Raw genomic sequence first — 15,550 nt, forward strand, 5'->3', positions numbered from 1 at the left:
AGGGGGTGCAGATGCCCGACGAGGAACCGACCAGCATCTGGATGCTCCCGGAACGCCAGGAGCGCTCCGGGCCTGGGCGACGGCCCGGCTACAGCCGCGAGCAGATCACCCGGAAGGCGGTCCAGATCGCCGACGCCGAAGGCGTGGAGGCCACCACCATGCGCCGGATCGCCGGCGAGCTGGGCACCGGCGCCATGTCGCTCTACCGGTACGTACCGAAGCGCGATGACCTGTTCGACCTCATGATCGACATGGTGATGGGCGAGATCGAGCTCCCGGGCGGCCCGTCCGGCGACTGGCGCTCCGACCTCTCACTGGTCGCCCACCGGGTCCGCGCCGCCGGCCTGCGCCACCCCTGGCTGATCGCGCTGCTCACCGGCCGTCCGACCCTGGGCCCACACCTGCTGCGCGTGCACGAGTTCGCGCTCGGCGCACTCGACCGGCGCGGCCTCGACATCGACGACATCACCGGCTTCGTCGGCATGCTCGACGACTACGTCCACGGCGCGATCCGCCGCGAGATCGGCTGGCTGGAGGAGGCCCGCCGTACCGGCATGGATCCCGAACGTTGGAAGCGGGACTACATCGGGCCGTACGTGCGACAGGTCGTCGAATCGGGTGCCTATCCGCTGTTCAGCCGCTCCCTGCTGGAATCCCGCACCGCCCACCTCCCTCCCGCGGAGCGTTTCCAGCACGGGCTGGATCGCGTGCTCGACGGGATCGGTGTGCACATCACCCACGACCTGGCGTGTCCTGGCCATTCCGCTGGGAAGGACGGTGGGGCAAAGCCCTCATGCCCGAAGCCCCGCGCCACCCCCTGAAGAAGGAAGGTCACCGATGAGCGTGACACAGTTTCCGCTGACCCTGCGCGTCACCGTGAGCGGAGCGACTCCGGACGAGATCAGAGAGAACGCCAGGGCTCAGGCCCTCAACTTCTTCGGTGCTACCGCCGAACTCGACGTCATCAGTGCCGAAGCCGAGTCGGACGGCGAGCACCACAACCGCTACCGCGCCACCGTCGTCTTCCGGCGGGTCGCGGGATGACCGTGGGCATCGTCGGGCAATCGAGTCGCGGCCTGGCGTTGAGCGGACGGCCGGCGCCGGCCGTTCTGGCACAAAAAAGCCCGCGCCATGACGCGAGAATATTCTCGCACGCCACAGCACAGGTCGATTCCTTCGCGAACTCGGCTGAGATCAGCTCTTGTCGCGAATCACATCGTAGTTGGCGAATTCGATCGGGCCCTCGCACAGCTTGGTCATTTGGGCGTTGAACCGGTCGGTTTCCGGCAGCTTGTTGTTGCGCTGGGCGTCTTCGTAGGAATTGAACTCCACGATGGCCATGTAGTGGTCGGGGCGGTCGTGATGCCTCGCTACGACCTCGCGTTTCACGGTGCGCGTGCTCTTGGTCTGCGTCCGCCACTCGTTCATGAGCGACTCGACTTCGCCGGCGCGTTTGGTGTCGAATTCCAGAATCTGTACGAAGCTCATAAGAGCCTCCCTCTTTTCTTGGCTTGCATTCCTCAGCTAATGCTCTTTTGGCGTAAATAGCAAGGAAATTTCGTGCGGATTATCGAATTCCACTCTCGGCATAAGGTGGTGAGCGGTTCGCGCCGGAGGCCGGAAGTTCCACGCTCATCGGTTTCGGTGATGACCAGACAGGTCCTTGCTCATTTCCGCACCGCAGGCCGGGGGCGGATGCTGGTACTCAGAGCAGTCGCCTGACCGCAGCCGGTATCCGCCGGTGCGAGGTCGGCGGTGAAGGGAAATCGCGATGAGTCTGCGGTGGGAGATCAAGAACAAGGTACAAGCCCTCAAGGGCTGGGCGAGGCAGCGCTTCGGCCGCGCCACCGGCAACCGGCGCCAGCAGGCCGAGGGCAAGACCGATCGGATCGCGGGCAATCTGAAGCAGGCCGGCGGGAAGGCCGGGGACGCCTTCAAGCGCTGATCCCCCTCTTCGGCGAGGCGGTCCACCGGGTCCAGGTCGCGAGCCGGGGTTCGCATCGCCTCGGCAGTGGTCATCCTGGGGCTGATCGCCTGGCCATGGGCCGGCGCAGCTCCTTCGGCACGAGCCTGAAGCCCGCCTGCCAGGTCGGTGGTCAGGTCTGCTGAGCCGGCCCGAGCGTGATCAGGGTGTGGATGCCGTTGAGGAGGCAGGCGAAGTCCGAGTCTCGTACGTCTGGGGAGTGGTGGTCGAAGCGGCCGGCGGCCTCGCTGGTGGCGAAGCCCAGGATGGCGGTGCTGATGAGGCGTTCGGCGCGGGCGGCCTGCTCGGCGTCGAGCCCGGCCTGACGCAGGGCGGCGCAGACGCTGTCGCGCACCTGGCGGGCTTGCCCGGTCGCCGCGGGCCGCTGCAGCAGGAGCGGGAAGACGGCGGGGTGGCGGGCGGCCGTGCTTCTGAGGGCGCCGGCCAGGTATTGCAGCCGCTCCTGCCACGGTAGTTCGGCGGCGGGCGGCGGCAGCTCGGTGAGCAGGACCTCCACCAGCCCGTCCAGCAGATCGTCCTTGCCTGCGACGTGCCGGTACAGGGCCATCGCGGTGACGTCGAGGCGGGCGGCGACGGCGGCCATGGTGACGCCGGTCAGGCCGTGTTCGTCGGCGATGGCCAGCGCGGCGTCCAAGATGGCGGGTCGGCTGATCTGTGCGCGGCGTCCCATGGAATAAGTATATGACATATGCTTACCTCATATACAAACCGAGAGGTAAGCCATGCGGATTCTGCTGTCGGACGGGTCGGGACTGACCTCGCGCCAGTGCGCCGCCCTCCTGTCACGCGCCGGGCATGTGGTCGAGGCGCTGTCTCCAGACCCTCTGTGCATCTGCGCGTTCACCCGGCACGTGCGCCGGGTTCACCGCGTGCCCGCCTTCGGCGACGACCCGTTCGGCTGGCTCGAAGCGGCCCTGGCCGCGTACACGACCGGTGACTTCGACGTGCTGCTGCCCACCCAAGAGCAGGTGGCGGTGCTGTCGCGGGCCGCGGATCGGCTGCAGGGACTGGGCGTCGCCACCGCGGTGCCGCCCTTCGCCGCGCTGGCGATGGTGCAGGACAAGGTCTCGGCCTTCGCCACGCTCGACAGGCTCGGGCTGCCCCAGCCGCCGTCGGCGATCATCACCAGCGCGCAGGAGTGGGCCGCATGGCATGATTTCCCCGCCTACCTCAAAACGCCGATCGGCACCGCGACCAGCGGTGTACGCCGCCTGGACGGGCCGGGCGACCTGAGCGACCCCGGCTGGCCGGCCGAGGACGGCCTGCTCGTACAGCGCGAGGTGCCCGGACCACTGGTGATGGTCCAGTCGGTGTTCGCAGCGGGCGAGCTGGTCGCCTTCCACACCTGTCTCCGGACCGGCCAAGGGGCGCGGGGCGGCGCCAGCCACAAGCGGGGCGTCGAGTTGCCCGCCGTCCGCGAGCACGTCCGGGAGCTGGGCGGCGCTCTCGGGTGGCACGGCGCGCTGTCGGCCGACGTCATCCTCGGCGAGCAGGGACCGGTCTTCATCGACATCAACCCGCGGTTGGTCGAACCGATGAACGCCCTGCTCTCCGGGGTGGACCTGGTCTCGCCGCTGCTGCACCTCGCACGCGGCCGCCCGCCCACCCCGCAGCCGCCGGGGACGCCTGGCGTGGCCACCCATCAACTGCTGCTGGCCGTCCTGGGCGCGGCCCAGCACTCCGAGCGGCGCAGCGCCGTACTGGGGGAGTTCGTGGCCGCGACCCTGCACCGGCGCGGCTACGCGCACAGCAAGGAGGAACTGACCGCCGGGTTCGATTCGCGCAGCGCACTGCTGTTGGCGCTCGCCCTGGGCGCCACACTCGCCCGCCCGGCCTCCTGGCGATGGTTCGCCTCGGGCAGCGTCGCCGCCTACGCCCTCAGCCCGGCAGGCTGGCGGCACATCCTGGAGCATCAGCCCGCCGGCCGGGACCGCGCGACGAGCCTGTGGCCCCTGGCCCCGGCGAAGGTCGGCGAGATCACGCCCGGGGTCCATGAGTGAGCCGCGCGGTGAAACTCCGGCCGACGAGCCTCTCCGTGCGTTCACGCCACCGCGTGGCGCTTAGAGTGGGGGGAGACGGCCCGGATGGGCGCCGCCCGGGTGGGAAGGGGTGGCGGGCATGGAGTTGCGTCAGTTGCGCTATTTCGTAACGTTGGCCGAAGAGTTACATTTCGGCCGGGCCGCCGCGCGCGAGCACATCGTGCAGTCCGGGCTGAGCCAGCAGATCCAGCGGCTGGAACGAGAGCTGGGCGTGCGGTTGCTGGACCGCAGCACTCACCACGTCGACCTGACCCCCGCGGGCGCGGCCTTCCTCGTCGAGGCCCGCCAGATCCTCGATCACGTGGGCCGAGCAGGGCAGGCAGCGCGCAACGCCGTCACGTCCGCACCCACGCTGAGGGTCGGCATCATCGACGCCGGCTACGATTCCATGCCGCAGATCCTGCGCGAACTCCAGCGCACCCATCCCGACGTCACGATCCATCAGGTCGAAGCGGGCACCCCCGAGCAGTACCGGCAACTGGCCGACGGCCGCCTGGACATCGCCATCGGACACGCCTCCCACGCCCCGGCCGAGGTCACCTCCAAGCTGATCAGGCTCGATCCGCTCGGCGTGCTGGTGCCCGACGACCACCGATTCGCCGAACTCGACGGTGTGCCTGTCGCCGCCCTGGTCGACGAACTCGTGCTGCTCGGCGAGGAGTCGCAGACCCCAGAGCTCAACCGGTTCGTCATCACGCTGTGCCGCTCGGCCGGGTTCGTGCCCGCCATCTACGAGGGCACCGTGCAGAGCAGCCGCGCCGCCGCCGACCTCGTCCTGCAGCACCGCTGTGTGCACTGCGTCCCCTCCTCCTTCCGTACCTCCAACCGGCCGGGCACCACCTGGCGGCCCCTGATCGAACCCGCCACGCACTACCCGTGGTCACTGCTGTGGCACGACGCCAACCCCTCGCCCCACATCGCCACCGTCATCGACAGCGCCCGGCACCTGGCCGAGCGGCTCGGCTGGCTGGAACCCATCAGCCCAGCCACCGGGCCTGTTCCGGGCGGAGAGACTCCGAGCATCACCAGCCCCAGCGATGAGCCCGTCTGAGACGCGAGCGTTGACGGCTGCGTGCGCCACGAAGCCTGGTGAGCGGGATCCTTCCGCGCGGCGAGATCGCGGGGGCCGGCGTGGCGTCAGATCATGATCAGGAAGTGGTGGTCCAAGCCAGTGATACGCAGCAGCCTGGCGATGCGTGGCGGAACGCCGGTCAGGGCGAGTGTGATGCCCCGGGCCTTCGCACGGTCCTGCACGCCGATCAGCACGCCCAGCCCGCCCGCGCCGCAGAAGGTGACCTGGGACAGGTCCAGGACGAGCAGGCCGGTGCTGCTGCCGAGGGCGTTGATCAGCTGCCGGCGTAGCCGCGCTGTGGTGAAGATGTCGATGTCCCCCGACAGATGTACGAGGGTCGGCGCGGCGGTGTTGATGACGGTCATGGGAGTTCCTCACTGGCGAAGCTGAAAGTACGAGATGCCTTGCCGGCCGGAGATCGGTCCGCCGCCAGAATGGGTGGTGCCCTGAACCTGCTCGATCCGGACGGCAGGCGGCACACGGGTCACGCCGGGGACGGTCCGCGGGGTGAGGTCGTGTCCTGGCCGATGACCGGCCGGCTCTCGTTCGCCTTTTCGGCAGGGCTGCCGGTGGTCGCCGCGCGGAAGGTGGGGTGGGGTGGCAGGCTCGCGAGGGTGAGGATGTCGTCGAGCGCCAGACCGGTGGTGTCCTGAGCGGTGAGCTTGAGCGTGGCTTCGGCGGCGCCGGCGGCGGTGCCCGGCGGGATGATCAGCAAGAGGACCGGCTCGCCGCCCGCGAAGCCGAGAGTGATCACGCGTCGGTCGGTGTGACGGAACCAACTGACGCGGACCTGCCGCCCGCGGGCCGGGATGCGGCGTGGGACGTGCTGCCACACGTCGCCGTGCAGGCCGATGTGGAGCGTGACTCGGTCAAGGAGCCGGTCGACGCCGGCGATGAGACCGGGCAGTTCGGCCGCCATGTCGGGGGAGTAGGGCCACCAGGCCCCGTTTACCGTGGCCTGCCGGTTCGGTACGGGGTGGAGACTGAGCCGCAGCGCGGAATCGACTCGCGGGATCGAGGATGAGGCGGGGCCGAGCGGTGCGGGTTGAGAAAGAAGCGTCGGCGTCATGGTCGCCTGACCTGTCCGGGCCCCTCAGCAGGGCCGGTGGGGTGGTTCGCCGTGGGCGACGCCGACTTGAGTGCCAACGCTCGAAAAGTCCTCGGTACTTTCATGGTACCTCGTGCCTGGTCATGAACACGTTTGTTCACTTTGTTCCGTCCGCACCGGCGCGACCTTCGCTGGGGCGGCATCCCGTACCATGCCGTCGCCGCCCAGCGCCTGGCTGGCCGCGGCGCCGAGCAACCGCGCGGCGTCGGCCACCTCGACGAGCTGATCAGGCGTCATCGCCGCCAGGCAGACGGCGAGCCGCTGCCGGTCGCCGTCGAGGGCCATGCTCATCGCGTTCCGAAGGGCGAGAGACCGCGAGGCTGAGACGATCGCCTCCAAGACACCGGTCAGGGCCTGGTCCACACCGTTGGCGGGATCCGCCCACTGCGGAGGTCGAGCATTCGACATCATTCACCTGCCGTCCGTGAGCTCCGAGCATGTCAGACCCGTCGGGCCGGCTGCTCGATCGGCCGGTCTCGGCACCCGAGGCTTCGGTTATCAGCTCAGGAGATGAGCTGCGCGTGAATTGCCCGTTTCCTCCGGCCGCATGCTCCTGTGCGCTGTAGGGGCCAACGCGGATCTCAGCCTCTACCGGCTGCCGGCAGCCTGGCCGATGACCTAGCGGGAGACGAGCATGACCGAGAGCACAGACACCAAGCCGCCCATCGTCCTCATCCATGGGCTGTGGCTGACCCCGCGCGCCTGGGAACACTGGATCGAGCGCTACACGGGGCTGGGCCACGAGGTGTTCGCCCCGGCCTGGCCGGGCATGGAGATCGAGGTCGAAGCCCTGCGCAAGAGCCCGGAAGTCATGAACGGCCTGGGCGTCACCGAAGTGGCCGACTTCTACGAGAAGATCGTCCGCGAGCAGGCTCGGCCGCCCCTCATCGTCGGCCACTCCTTCGGCGGCCTGATCACGCAGATCCTGCTCGACCGCGGTCTGGGCGTCGCCGGTGTCGCGATCCACCCCGCGCCGATCAAGGGCGTGCTGCGACTGCCGATCAGCAGCCTGCGTTCGGCCTTCCCCGTCCTGTCCAACCCCGGAAACCGTTCCAGGACCGTGGCCCTGAGCGCCGGCCAGTTTCATTACGCGTTCACCAACACCCTGACCGCGCAGGAATCGGAAGCGATCTACCAGCGTTACCACGTGCCCGCGCCTGGCCGGCCGCTGTTCCAGGCCGCCACCGCCAACCTGCGACGGCACGCCGCCACCAGAGTCGACGTGCACAACGACACCCGTGCCCCGCTGCTCCTGATCGCCGGTGGCGCCGACCACACCGTCCCCGTCACGCTGGTACGCGAGACCTACCAGCGCTACCGCAAGTCCCGTGCGGTCACCGACTACCAGGAGTTCGCCCGCATGCCGCACTTCGCCCTCGGCGCCCCCGAATGGGAGAAGGTCGCCGACCACGTCCTGCACTGGGCGCAGCGGCACATCACACGCCACGCCAGAAAGCACCGCGGAGACACGCCATAGGAGCGGCCACGTCGGTCGGACGGGCTTGTGCCGCTGCGAACGGGAGGGAGAGCACGCGTGGTTCGGCGTCGTGGCCGTGGCAGAGGTCCTCGCCACGTCGATCGGCTCGCAGTGGATCGGCAGGATCCCGTCAATCTTCACCGGATGCTCTTGTACGTCAGATGGCGACCACGGGCGGGCCGCCGGTCAGGACGTGGGCGGGTACTGCTCCGGTGGAGGGCCGGCGCCCTCGGTGGAACCCGGCGGCTGCACCTCGCTGGTGCGTGTCACCACTGACCGGGCCAGGTCGGTGAGGTGCTGGTGGTGGCTGCGGGCGTGGTGGCGCAGCAGGCTGAACGCCTCGTCCATGGGCAGGGTGTGGCGTTCGCTGAGCATGCCCTTGGCCTGTTCGATGATCACCCGGCTGGACAGGGCGTGCTGCAGTTGCTCCGACAACATCTGGCTCTCGCGGATGGCCCGTTCCTGCAGCAGGCCGATGGTGGCGATGTCGGCCATCGCCTGGGCCAGCGCGGCGGTGCCCGCGTCCAGCTCGCCCGGCTGCCGCTGGAACAGGTTCATCGCGCCGATGATCTGCTCGCGCAGCCGCATCGGCAGCGCGCTGACCGCGCCGAAGCCCGCCAGGCGGGCCTGCTCGGCGAACCGCGGCCAGGCGCCGGCCTGCGGGCCGCTCAGGTCGGCGCAGTGCACCGGCCGCCCGGAACGGAAGCAGACCAGACAGGGACCTTGGTCGTTCTGGAGCTGGAACAGCTCCAGCAGCCGGGTCTGCTCGCTGGAGGCGCCCATCAGTTGCAGCCGGCCGCGCTGGTCGGTGACCAGCAGGCCGACGGCGTCCACTCCGAGCAGGTCCATACATCGTTCGGCCAGGCCGTGCATGAAGTCGATGAGGTCGAACCCGGTCACCAGCGTGTCCGCCAGCGCGATGAACGCCTCGGCCACCTGCCGTTCCGGGCCCCGGGGCGGGGGAGTCTCCACGTTCGGCAGCCTACGCTCGCTCACCCCGCCCACGCAGAGAACCCGCTGACCCGGGAGAACCGGCCGGCCCGCATCCGAAGGACACCTCGCCCTCACCGTACGCTCTCCGCCCGGCGAAAGAACCAGACGAGCGGGCTCGGTCGCGGGGGTGGAATCGCGGAGGTCAGAGCAGGATGTGATCCAGCCCGGTCAGCCGCAGCAGCCGCGCCATGAGCAGCGGCACCGCCACCAGCCGCAGCCGCCCTCCCGCCCGCACGGTCATGAGATGGCTGACCACCAAGGCCGACAGTCCTTGCGCGTCGATGAACGACACCCCGCCCACATCCAGCACCACATCGGCCGGCCGCTCCCGCAGGGCCTGGCGCACCGCCGTGCACAGCGCCGGCTTGCCGATGACGTCCAGTTCCCCGCACACCACCAGCGTGCCCTGTTGCCGGCCGTTCTGAATCGTCACGCCACCCACCGCCGCTCCCGCCCTCTTCGTCAGGGGGCCGGCCGAGATGCCCCCTCCGGCGTCCCGGCTGGAGCATCGATGCCCTGCGGATCCGCCTCCGTCACCGTCCCCCTTGGTCTCCCCACCAGCGGGTACGGCTCTTTGCCTGAGGTGCGTGTCGCGGGGTCTGGGCGGCACGGGCAGCTACGTACGAACACGCACCACCACACGACCGAACTATCGCTCATAGTCATCGATCGCATACAAAGAGAAGTGTAACGCCGGTACCGCAAACGTGAAGCGCGTTTCCATCACTCCAGCGACGGTGAGCACACTCCTGCCGTCACGATGGGACCGCCGCGCAGGACCTGTCCCGCAGCGGCCGGCCGGATACCGGCTCGATCCGAGGCGTGGTCCACAGCCGCCGCAGGTCGTCGATGGCGGAGATGTCCGGCAGGTCCTTGGGACGGCGCGCGGACGCCTTCCACGCGAGGACGTCTCCCAGCCGCGTGGCCTCGATCCCGAACACTTTCACCTTGTCAGCGGTCGGAATGATCTCGTCGATAACGATGTCGCCGCTCATGCTCTCGGGGCTGACCCAGCATGCGTGTAGTCGGGGATGTTCCGTCACCCGCTGCAGGCCAGGTCCGTCCGTACGGCTCGAAGCCGGCGCCGGCCTCCGGAGAACGCCGTTCACCGTTTAGGCCGACCAGGTCACGCCTGCCGTGAGAGCCCGGACAGGCCGGCCAGCGCCGCCCCGATGGCCTTGCCGCTGCCCAGCCGGGATCCTTTCGCCGACGGCGCGGCTGTACCGGGCAGGAACGGTGAGGTCGCCGCCACGGGGATGCGCAGGGGGACGGTCGCCGTCGGCTTGTGCTTCGGCGGCCACAGATCTGCCACGTGCCGGAGTTGTTCACGCGCGCCGGCAGCGTCCAGCCGTGTGGCAGGGTTCTTGTCGAGCAGGCCGGCGAGCACGGCCGCCAGCGGTCCGGCCCTTTGGAAGGGGTCGGGTGGCTCGGCGAGCACAGCCACGAGCGTATGAATCGCCGTGTCACGGCAGAAGGGGGGCCGCCCTTCGACGGCCATGAAAAGGGTGGCGCCCAGCGACCACAGGTCCGACTGCCGGCAGGTATCGCCGGTGACCCGCTCAGGAGCAAGGAAGGCCATGGTGCCGGTCAGCGCTCCGGTCTGGGTGACGGGGGCCTCGCCGTCCATCGCGGCGATGCCGAAGTCGGTCAGGACCACGCGACCGTCATGGGCCAGCAGCACGTTGTCCGGCTTGACGTCCAGGTGCACGATCCCGGCCGCGTGAGCTGCGCACAACCCCTGCAGCACGTCCAGCCCGATGTTCGCCACCGCGCGCGGAGACAGCGGCCCGTCCTGGGCCACCCTTTGACCGAGCGTTCGAGAGCGCACCAGTTCCACCACGATCCAGGGTTGACCGGATACCTCGACGACGTCGTACACGCCCGCGACATTCGGGTGGCTGATGCGCGCCATGGCGCGTGCCTCCTGACGTGTGCGCTCGGCCAGGATCGTCCGTTCCGGCCCGGCGGGCAACGGCACCTCCTTGATCGCGACCTCGCGGGTCAGCAGCTCATCATGGCCGTGCCAGACCGTTCCCATGCCGCCTCGCCCGAGAGGTTGGAGCAGCCGGTAGCGATCGGCGAGAAGAGAGGGGTCCAACGGTGCGTCGAGTCCGCGATGTTCACCGGCCGCATCGACGCCAGTCCTCCCCATATTTACCTTCCTGTCCGCTGGCCGTCGCTGGGGCGCCGACGCTGACGCACGCCGCCCGAAGACAAGCCAGACAGCTTAAGCCAAAGCCGCTGACCAGCGGACGGCTACCGGCGTTTCGAGCAAAGCTCATCACCGCAGCCGATCACCGATCGGATCCCTTCGGCAGGCCGATCCGGGCCTGCGGTTCTCATCGCCCGTGCCGCCACCGGTGATCGGCTGGGGTGATGAACTCTTCTGGGATTGGCCGTGTCCGTACCGTGCGCGGGGATGTTGGCTCAAGGAGAACGAGTTCGCGCGGCTGTTCCGCATGACGGGCTGTCGACCACGGTGAACGCTCACTGGCCACCAGCACCGCGGCACTCGTCGAGGCCGGCGCCGAGAATCGCCCGCAACCGGCCGCCGATGCCCGTGACCGCCACCCGACCCTGCACGGCGACCTCGAGAGAGTTGATCGTATGGACGGCCGCAACGACGAAGAACGTCTCGACCACGCCACGGTGCCGGTCCCCACGTCTGACAAGCTCGTCTTCGACCCGGCGGCCGAACCCGCGCCGCCCCAACGCGGCTCGTTGCTCGGCAGCGACCCGAGCGGTGTGCTGGAGCGCTGGCACGATCTCCAAGCGTCCTTCGTGGACGACCCGCGCGAAGCCGTCCAGCGAGCCGACTCGCTCATGGACGAAGTGATGACCGCCATCCGCGAGACCCTGGAACGCCGCCTGGGTGAGCTCCGGGAGCCCTGGAAGAACACCGACCAGGACGACACGGAAACCGAGCGACTGAGGATGGCCCTGCGCGCCTACCGCAACGTCTTGCACAAGCTGATGCCGCTCGCCGACGACCACGCCACGCGGTGAGGTCCTGCGGCTGCGCGACACGCCCGCCACGACCGGCACGCCCGGACTGGACGCGGCGATGCCGGAGAGCACCACCGAGAAATCCAGGGCCCTCGCCTACGTCGCCGGCACGTTGTCGGGGCTGCGCGATCGGCCCATCCGGGCGCGCCGGTCATCGACGATGCCGAGGATGAGGAGAGCCAGGTTGGCGGTGATGGCCGCGCCCGTGATCGTGGTCATCGCTCCGGTGAGGCCCTCGGCGACGGAGAAGCCGGACCAGGCTCCCGCGAGTGCCCCGGCCAACGCCGCCGCCAAGCCCCGGTATCGGGCCCGAGGCGCCCAGTCGCGGTGGACCCAGGCCCAGTAGGCGCCGAGCCCGATGGCCGTGCCCATGGGCGGCACGGTCATGAGCAGGTCACCGAAGAACGCCGCCGGCCACAGGCTCGGCACGATCAGCACGGTCAGGAACCAGCCGCCGAGGCCGAGGAACACCGGGGTCAGGACGCGCAGCCAGATGCCGGCCCTGGGCCCGAAGCCGCCCCGGCGACGCACCCGGTACGCCATCCCGCCGAGCAGGGCCACGGCGATCGCCGCGAAGCCGGCCAGGATGCCCACGAGGATCTTGGCGATGGTGGACATGCTGAGCGCCCCGACCTCGAATGTGGCCTTGCGGGTGTCGTACCGGGAACCGTCGACCTGGCCACGGTCGAAGAAGGCGGTCAGCAACCGCCGGTTCGCCTCGGGCTGGTGGTGCCAGAAGTCGGCGCTGTGCCCGAGCTCGGCCAGGATCACCTGATGGCCGTTCGGCAGCGCCGGTAGCAGCTCGTCGGTGGCCAGCTCGACCGGTGTCGTGAAGTCGACGGTGCCGCCGATCAGGAGGGTTTCCACGTCGGACGGCCGCACCTCCTGGTACTCGAGGTTGTCGGGGCTGATCGGCCACGCCTTGGTGAGGCCGCCGCCGGCCCACAGCAGGTCGGCGCCGGCGTTGCCGAGGATTGAGCCCGGGTCGCCGCCCGCGGCGTAGTAGCGGTCGACCGGCCCCGCGTCGATCATGCCCGCCGAGGCGGACTCCCCCCAGACGAAGGACGTCGGAAAGGTCAGGTCGGCCAGCACCGAGACGGCCCAGAACCCGCTCGGGTCGCCGTCGGCCGCCGCCAGCCACGCGTCGAGCATCGCCGGCGCGTTGAGTGGTGCGGCCGCTTCCGTGGAGTTGACCAGCCCGAACAATGTCGTGGCGCGAACGTTGCCGTTCTTGATGGGCAGGAACCCCCAGCGGTCCGGCAGGTCGGCCGCGGTGGCCTTCATGGAGGCCGCGAGGTCGTCGGTGCGTGCGGCGCACCCGGCGTCCTGGGCGCACAGCTCGGAGTAGTGGGCGAGCTGGTTGTCGGTGATCCGGGGATCCCACAGGAAGTGACCCGGCGGGTTCGCGCCGAACATCGCCGACCGGAGGATCGACCCGGGATGGCGCCAGGCGTAGATCATCGCGATGCGGGTTCCCGCGCTCGTGCTGAACAGGTTGATCCGCCGGTAGCCCAGCGCCGTACGCGCTGTCTCCAGATCGTCGACGCGCTGGGGCAGGGAATAGCCGTTGAGGTCGACGCCGCCCTCGGTCAGCCGCCTGGAGCAGTCGGTGAACGCCTGGGACGCGTGGCGGAACGACTCCGGTCCGGCGAGGTCGGCCGAGTGTCGCAGCGCCGAGGTCACCTCGGGGCAGTCGAGGGCCACCGACCCGTCGATGCCCCGGTACCCGACCAGGACGACGTCGTGCCGATCGGTCAGGCGGCTCGCCTGCTTGAAGGACATGTTCGACTGGCCGGGCCCGCCGCCGAGCCGGAAGATCGGCTCGGCCGGGTTTCGGCCGGTGGCCCGGATGCGGGTCACCGGCAGCGCGATCAGGCGGGAGCCGGGAACGCGGTGGTTCTCCGGGACCACCAGCGTGCCACAGTCGGCGGGCAGGGCTCCGGCCTCGGTGGCGTACGTGCAGGGGCTCAGGGCCAGCGCACCGGCCCTGGCACCGGCAGGCACCACCGGCGTCGCCTTGCCTTGGACGCCCACGTAGCCGAGGGCGAGCGCCAGGATTGCGATCACCGCCAGGGCCACGATCCTGGCGCCGGTGAAACCTCGTAATCGCGGCCTCGGATCCATGTCGACCTCTCTGATGCGTACGGGTGCGGGGACGCCTTAGCCGCCCGCCCCTCGAAGACCGGCTGCTCGGTACCGAGTCTGGTAAGGGCGGGCCTCCGGCACATGGGGGCCTGCCGGTGTATCCGGGGGAGGGGCCACCCCCGTGCCGTCGCCAGATCGCGGTGCCCGCGCTCGCCGACAATGTCATCCGCCCAGGTCATGGTTCTGCGGGGGCCCGCGTGGCGTGCGCGATCCCCGGTTCCCAGTTGTGAGCTGTGGGTTTGTCGTGGCTTGCGCCTCAGGGTCGCCTTTTGGGACATTGGCGCCGTCGTTCGTCGGCCTTCATCGCCGCGGGTCGAGGACGCCCAGGTCGCAGGCGCGCGCCACGGCCTCCGAGAGAACGAGCTGGCCGGCGATCCCGGCGTTGGTCATGCCCAGGGCCAGCAGTCGTACGACCTCGCTCTGGCGTTCGGTCAACCCGGCCGGGTCAACCCGGATCGCGGGCGCCGGACCGCGCGCCGGCGCCGCGGCGGCCGGACCGACCCACTGGCACTCACGCAGGGATACCGCGATCCGCCACGCCCCACGCAACGTCTCCACCGCGCCGGGCTCGCCGCGGCGCAGCCGGGTACGGCCGATCAGGGTCAGCGCGGCGCATCGCACCGGCGGGGAGCTGTCGAGTGCGTACCCCGCGGCCGGTACGCCCTGGTCCCAGTCCGCAGTCGCGAAATGCAGTGCCCCCAACGCCACCTGGCGGTACCGGGAGAACATCACGAAATCCGAGCGCTCGACGAACTCGATGCTCTCGGGGAGGCGGCGCCTGGCATCGTCGAGATGAAGGAGTTCGAGGTCGTACCGGATGAGATTCACGTAGGCCCGGCAGGCGTGCTCCGGCTCGTCGGCGGTGAGGACGGCGATCGCCTCGTCGGCCGCCGCGTCCGCTCCGTCCGGATCCCCGGCCCACCAGCAGGCCAACGGGTTCGTATTCTGCTCGGGCGCGGATCGTCGTAGTGCCGCGCGCGCCCAGGCGACGACCGACATCGCCGTCATCGGGCCGCTGCGGGAACGCGCCGTACGCGAGACACACGTCCTGACCGAGCAGCTCGGCACACGTCGATCAGCCGCGTGGTCATCGGGCAGGTCAAGGGCACGCTTAGCGCCGCCGGCAGCCGGTCGGGCCTGGTACAAGATCGCGTTCACGATCTCTCACCTGTCGTAGCGGCCTTCGTGGCCGCTGACCGACGGGGGCCGGCCCCTCCTTGAGGTGATGACCGGCCGGATCAGCTCCCGCCACTCGTCGGACAGATCGCTGGGGCATGGCAGACGCTACCGAGAATCCCCCTCAACCGCAGGGAGCAAAGGCCCGTAACGTCACAGAACATCCTCTCGGCACCCCTGATGCCTACAGCGTCCGACGCTGGGCAGCTATCCCTTGCGGATTCTGGCGAAAGGAGCCGACCGTGCCTGACAATATCGCGCTGATCATTCGATTCCGTCCGGTGGGCGGTGAAGACGTCTCCGTGATGAGCGGCGACTTCGAGGGGGAGCCGGAGGCGGTGGCGGCGATCGCTCATGCTGTGGACGAGCGGCGCAGCCTGGTGTTGATGCGGGCGAGATACGACCGTGAGGACGACGTGCACGGCGTGGTCATCAACCTCGCCAACGTGGTCTCGGTGCGTGTGTCGAAGACAGACAGCGCCGAGGCGGGCCAGTATCTGTAGCTCGGCGGGCAGTCCCGGCGTTGACGCCGGCTACCGGCAGAGCGGAG

19 protein-coding genes are annotated in these 15,550 nt (G+C 69.6%); 8 read left to right on the plus strand and 11 right to left on the minus strand.

All coding sequences use genetic code 11. The features are described 5' to 3' along the window. The first annotated feature begins 11 nt into the window (after positions 1 to 11). Together AB0I15_RS42525 and AB0I15_RS42530 are read left to right on the plus strand one after the other, a co-directional pair. Positions 12 to 821 (plus strand): TetR/AcrR family transcriptional regulator, encoded by an 810-nt coding sequence (locus AB0I15_RS42525; RefSeq protein ID WP_358109353.1) that lies wholly within the window; start codon positions 12 to 14, stop codon positions 819 to 821. 16 nt (positions 822 to 837) lie between these two features. Beyond that, on the plus strand, positions 838 to 1,044 hold the full coding sequence (locus AB0I15_RS42530) for a hypothetical protein (RefSeq protein ID WP_358109355.1): 207 nt from the start codon (positions 838 to 840) through the stop codon (positions 1,042 to 1,044). 150 nt (positions 1,045 to 1,194) lie between these two features. Here AB0I15_RS42530 and AB0I15_RS42535 read toward each other — a convergent pair whose 3' ends face one another. Continuing rightward, positions 1,195 to 1,488 (minus strand): hypothetical protein, encoded by a 294-nt coding sequence (locus tag AB0I15_RS42535; RefSeq protein ID WP_358109357.1) that lies wholly within the window; start codon positions 1,486 to 1,488, stop codon positions 1,195 to 1,197. 283 nt (positions 1,489 to 1,771) lie between these two features. Between AB0I15_RS42535 and AB0I15_RS42540 the strand changes: the two genes are divergently transcribed. Next, a complete protein-coding gene (locus tag AB0I15_RS42540; RefSeq protein ID WP_358109360.1) occupies positions 1,772 to 1,945 on the plus strand; it encodes a CsbD family protein in 174 nt (57 codons plus the stop codon). A 151-nt stretch (positions 1,946 to 2,096) separates the two neighbouring features. Here the strand turns inward: AB0I15_RS42540 and AB0I15_RS42545 are convergent, their stop codons facing one another. After that, positions 2,097 to 2,654 carry a TetR/AcrR family transcriptional regulator gene (locus tag AB0I15_RS42545; RefSeq protein ID WP_358109364.1) on the minus strand — a complete coding sequence of 186 codons (558 nt, stop codon included), beginning with the start codon at positions 2,652 to 2,654 and terminating at the stop codon, positions 2,097 to 2,099. A gap of 52 nt (positions 2,655 to 2,706) precedes the next feature. Between AB0I15_RS42545 and AB0I15_RS42550 the strand changes: the two genes are divergently transcribed. Both AB0I15_RS42550 and AB0I15_RS42555 read left to right on the plus strand, forming a co-directional pair. After that, positions 2,707 to 3,984 carry a hypothetical protein gene (locus tag AB0I15_RS42550; RefSeq protein WP_358109367.1) on the plus strand — a complete coding sequence of 426 codons (1,278 nt, stop codon included), beginning with the start codon at positions 2,707 to 2,709 and terminating at the stop codon, positions 3,982 to 3,984. Positions 3,985 to 4,102: 118 nt separating this feature from the next. Further along, on the plus strand, positions 4,103 to 5,074 hold the full coding sequence (locus AB0I15_RS42555; protein ID WP_358109370.1) for a LysR substrate-binding domain-containing protein: 972 nt from the start codon (positions 4,103 to 4,105) through the stop codon (positions 5,072 to 5,074). Between the two features lie 86 nt (positions 5,075 to 5,160). Here AB0I15_RS42555 and AB0I15_RS42560 read toward each other — a convergent pair whose 3' ends face one another. The 3 genes from AB0I15_RS42560 to AB0I15_RS42570 all read right to left on the minus strand — a co-directional run bounded on the left by AB0I15_RS42560 (position 5,161) and on the right by AB0I15_RS42570 (position 6,494). Continuing rightward, positions 5,161 to 5,460: an STAS domain-containing protein gene (locus AB0I15_RS42560; RefSeq protein ID WP_358109373.1), complete on the minus strand. Its 300-nt coding sequence runs from the start codon at positions 5,458 to 5,460 to the stop codon at positions 5,161 to 5,163. A 119-nt stretch (positions 5,461 to 5,579) separates the two neighbouring features. Beyond that, entirely contained in the window at positions 5,580 to 6,164 is a 585-nt protein-coding gene (locus AB0I15_RS42565) for a DUF5994 family protein (RefSeq protein WP_358109375.1), read from the minus strand. Positions 6,165 to 6,284: 120 nt separating this feature from the next. After that, positions 6,285 to 6,494, minus strand: a complete 210-nt coding sequence (locus AB0I15_RS42570) for a hypothetical protein (protein ID WP_358109378.1) — start codon at positions 6,492 to 6,494, stop codon at positions 6,285 to 6,287. Positions 6,495 to 6,837: 343 nt separating this feature from the next. Between AB0I15_RS42570 and AB0I15_RS42575 the strand changes: the two genes are divergently transcribed. After that, positions 6,838 to 7,680, plus strand: a complete 843-nt coding sequence (locus AB0I15_RS42575) for an alpha/beta fold hydrolase (protein ID WP_358109381.1) — start codon at positions 6,838 to 6,840, stop codon at positions 7,678 to 7,680. Between the two features lie 186 nt (positions 7,681 to 7,866). Here the strand turns inward: AB0I15_RS42575 and AB0I15_RS42580 are convergent, their stop codons facing one another. The 4 genes from AB0I15_RS42580 to AB0I15_RS42595 all read right to left on the minus strand — a co-directional run bounded on the left by AB0I15_RS42580 (position 7,867) and on the right by AB0I15_RS42595 (position 10,825). Beyond that, positions 7,867 to 8,685 (minus strand): GAF and ANTAR domain-containing protein, encoded by an 819-nt coding sequence (locus AB0I15_RS42580; protein ID WP_358109383.1) that lies wholly within the window; start codon positions 8,683 to 8,685, stop codon positions 7,867 to 7,869. A 130-nt stretch (positions 8,686 to 8,815) separates the two neighbouring features. Then, the gene (locus AB0I15_RS42585; protein ID WP_358109385.1) at positions 8,816 to 9,106 is read right to left on the minus strand and encodes an STAS domain-containing protein; all 291 of its coding nucleotides are present in this window, start codon (positions 9,104 to 9,106) and stop codon (positions 8,816 to 8,818) included. 322 nt (positions 9,107 to 9,428) lie between these two features. Continuing rightward, the gene (locus tag AB0I15_RS42590) at positions 9,429 to 9,668 is read right to left on the minus strand and encodes a hypothetical protein (protein ID WP_358109388.1); all 240 of its coding nucleotides are present in this window, start codon (positions 9,666 to 9,668) and stop codon (positions 9,429 to 9,431) included. Between the two features lie 131 nt (positions 9,669 to 9,799). Further along, entirely contained in the window at positions 9,800 to 10,825 is a 1,026-nt protein-coding gene (locus tag AB0I15_RS42595) for a serine/threonine-protein kinase (protein ID WP_358109391.1), read from the minus strand. 455 nt (positions 10,826 to 11,280) lie between these two features. On the opposite strand from AB0I15_RS42595, the gene AB0I15_RS42600 reads away from it, so the two are divergent. Further along, positions 11,281 to 11,679, plus strand: a complete 399-nt coding sequence (locus AB0I15_RS42600) for a hypothetical protein (protein ID WP_358109393.1) — start codon at positions 11,281 to 11,283, stop codon at positions 11,677 to 11,679. A 96-nt stretch (positions 11,680 to 11,775) separates the two neighbouring features. Here AB0I15_RS42600 and AB0I15_RS42605 read toward each other — a convergent pair whose 3' ends face one another. Both AB0I15_RS42605 and AB0I15_RS42610 read right to left on the minus strand, forming a co-directional pair. After that, on the minus strand, positions 11,776 to 13,803 hold the full coding sequence (locus AB0I15_RS42605; protein ID WP_358109395.1) for an alpha/beta fold hydrolase: 2,028 nt from the start codon (positions 13,801 to 13,803) through the stop codon (positions 11,776 to 11,778). A 321-nt stretch (positions 13,804 to 14,124) separates the two neighbouring features. Beyond that, entirely contained in the window at positions 14,125 to 14,823 is a 699-nt protein-coding gene (locus tag AB0I15_RS42610; RefSeq protein ID WP_358109398.1) for a hypothetical protein, read from the minus strand. Between the two features lie 419 nt (positions 14,824 to 15,242). Here AB0I15_RS42610 and AB0I15_RS42615 point away from each other — a divergent pair, with 419 nt between their 5' ends. Continuing rightward, positions 15,243 to 15,503 (plus strand): hypothetical protein, encoded by a 261-nt coding sequence (locus AB0I15_RS42615; protein ID WP_358109400.1) that lies wholly within the window; start codon positions 15,243 to 15,245, stop codon positions 15,501 to 15,503. Positions 15,504 to 15,550 lie beyond the last annotated feature (47 nt).

It is taken from the genome of Nonomuraea sp. NPDC050643 (assembly GCF_040654715.1).
GTDB lineage: Bacteria > Actinomycetota > Actinomycetes > Streptosporangiales > Streptosporangiaceae > Nonomuraea.

What these genes read in the sequence shown, in the direction of transcription:
- AB0I15_RS42525 (WP_358109353.1), top strand. Translation starts at nt 12, where the DNA reads ATGCCCGACGAGGAACCGACCAGCATCTGGATGCTCCCGGAACGCCAG.
- AB0I15_RS42530 (WP_358109355.1), top strand. Translation starts at nt 838, where the DNA reads ATGAGCGTGACACAGTTTCCGCTGACCCTGCGCGTCACCGTGAGCGGA.
- AB0I15_RS42535 (WP_358109357.1), bottom strand. Translation starts at nt 1,488, where the DNA reads ATGAGCTTCGTACAGATTCTGGAATTCGACACCAAACGCGCCGGCGAA.
- AB0I15_RS42540 (WP_358109360.1), top strand. Translation starts at nt 1,772, where the DNA reads ATGAGTCTGCGGTGGGAGATCAAGAACAAGGTACAAGCCCTCAAGGGC.
- AB0I15_RS42545 (WP_358109364.1), bottom strand. Translation starts at nt 2,654, where the DNA reads ATGGGACGCCGCGCACAGATCAGCCGACCCGCCATCTTGGACGCCGCG.
- AB0I15_RS42550 (WP_358109367.1), top strand. Translation starts at nt 2,707, where the DNA reads ATGCGGATTCTGCTGTCGGACGGGTCGGGACTGACCTCGCGCCAGTGC.
- AB0I15_RS42555 (WP_358109370.1), top strand. Translation starts at nt 4,103, where the DNA reads ATGGAGTTGCGTCAGTTGCGCTATTTCGTAACGTTGGCCGAAGAGTTA.
- AB0I15_RS42560 (WP_358109373.1), bottom strand. Translation starts at nt 5,460, where the DNA reads ATGACCGTCATCAACACCGCCGCGCCGACCCTCGTACATCTGTCGGGG.
- AB0I15_RS42565 (WP_358109375.1), bottom strand. Translation starts at nt 6,164, where the DNA reads ATGACGCCGACGCTTCTTTCTCAACCCGCACCGCTCGGCCCCGCCTCA.
- AB0I15_RS42570 (WP_358109378.1), bottom strand. Translation starts at nt 6,494, where the DNA reads ATGAGCATGGCCCTCGACGGCGACCGGCAGCGGCTCGCCGTCTGCCTG.
- AB0I15_RS42575 (WP_358109381.1), top strand. Translation starts at nt 6,838, where the DNA reads ATGACCGAGAGCACAGACACCAAGCCGCCCATCGTCCTCATCCATGGG.
- AB0I15_RS42590 (WP_358109388.1), bottom strand. Translation starts at nt 9,668, where the DNA reads ATGAGCGGCGACATCGTTATCGACGAGATCATTCCGACCGCTGACAAG.
- AB0I15_RS42595 (WP_358109391.1), bottom strand. Translation starts at nt 10,825, where the DNA reads ATGGGGAGGACTGGCGTCGATGCGGCCGGTGAACATCGCGGACTCGAC.
- AB0I15_RS42600 (WP_358109393.1), top strand. Translation starts at nt 11,281, where the DNA reads ATGGACGGCCGCAACGACGAAGAACGTCTCGACCACGCCACGGTGCCG.
- AB0I15_RS42605 (WP_358109395.1), bottom strand. Translation starts at nt 13,803, where the DNA reads ATGGATCCGAGGCCGCGATTACGAGGTTTCACCGGCGCCAGGATCGTG.
- AB0I15_RS42610 (WP_358109398.1), bottom strand. Translation starts at nt 14,823, where the DNA reads ATGTCGGTCGTCGCCTGGGCGCGCGCGGCACTACGACGATCCGCGCCC.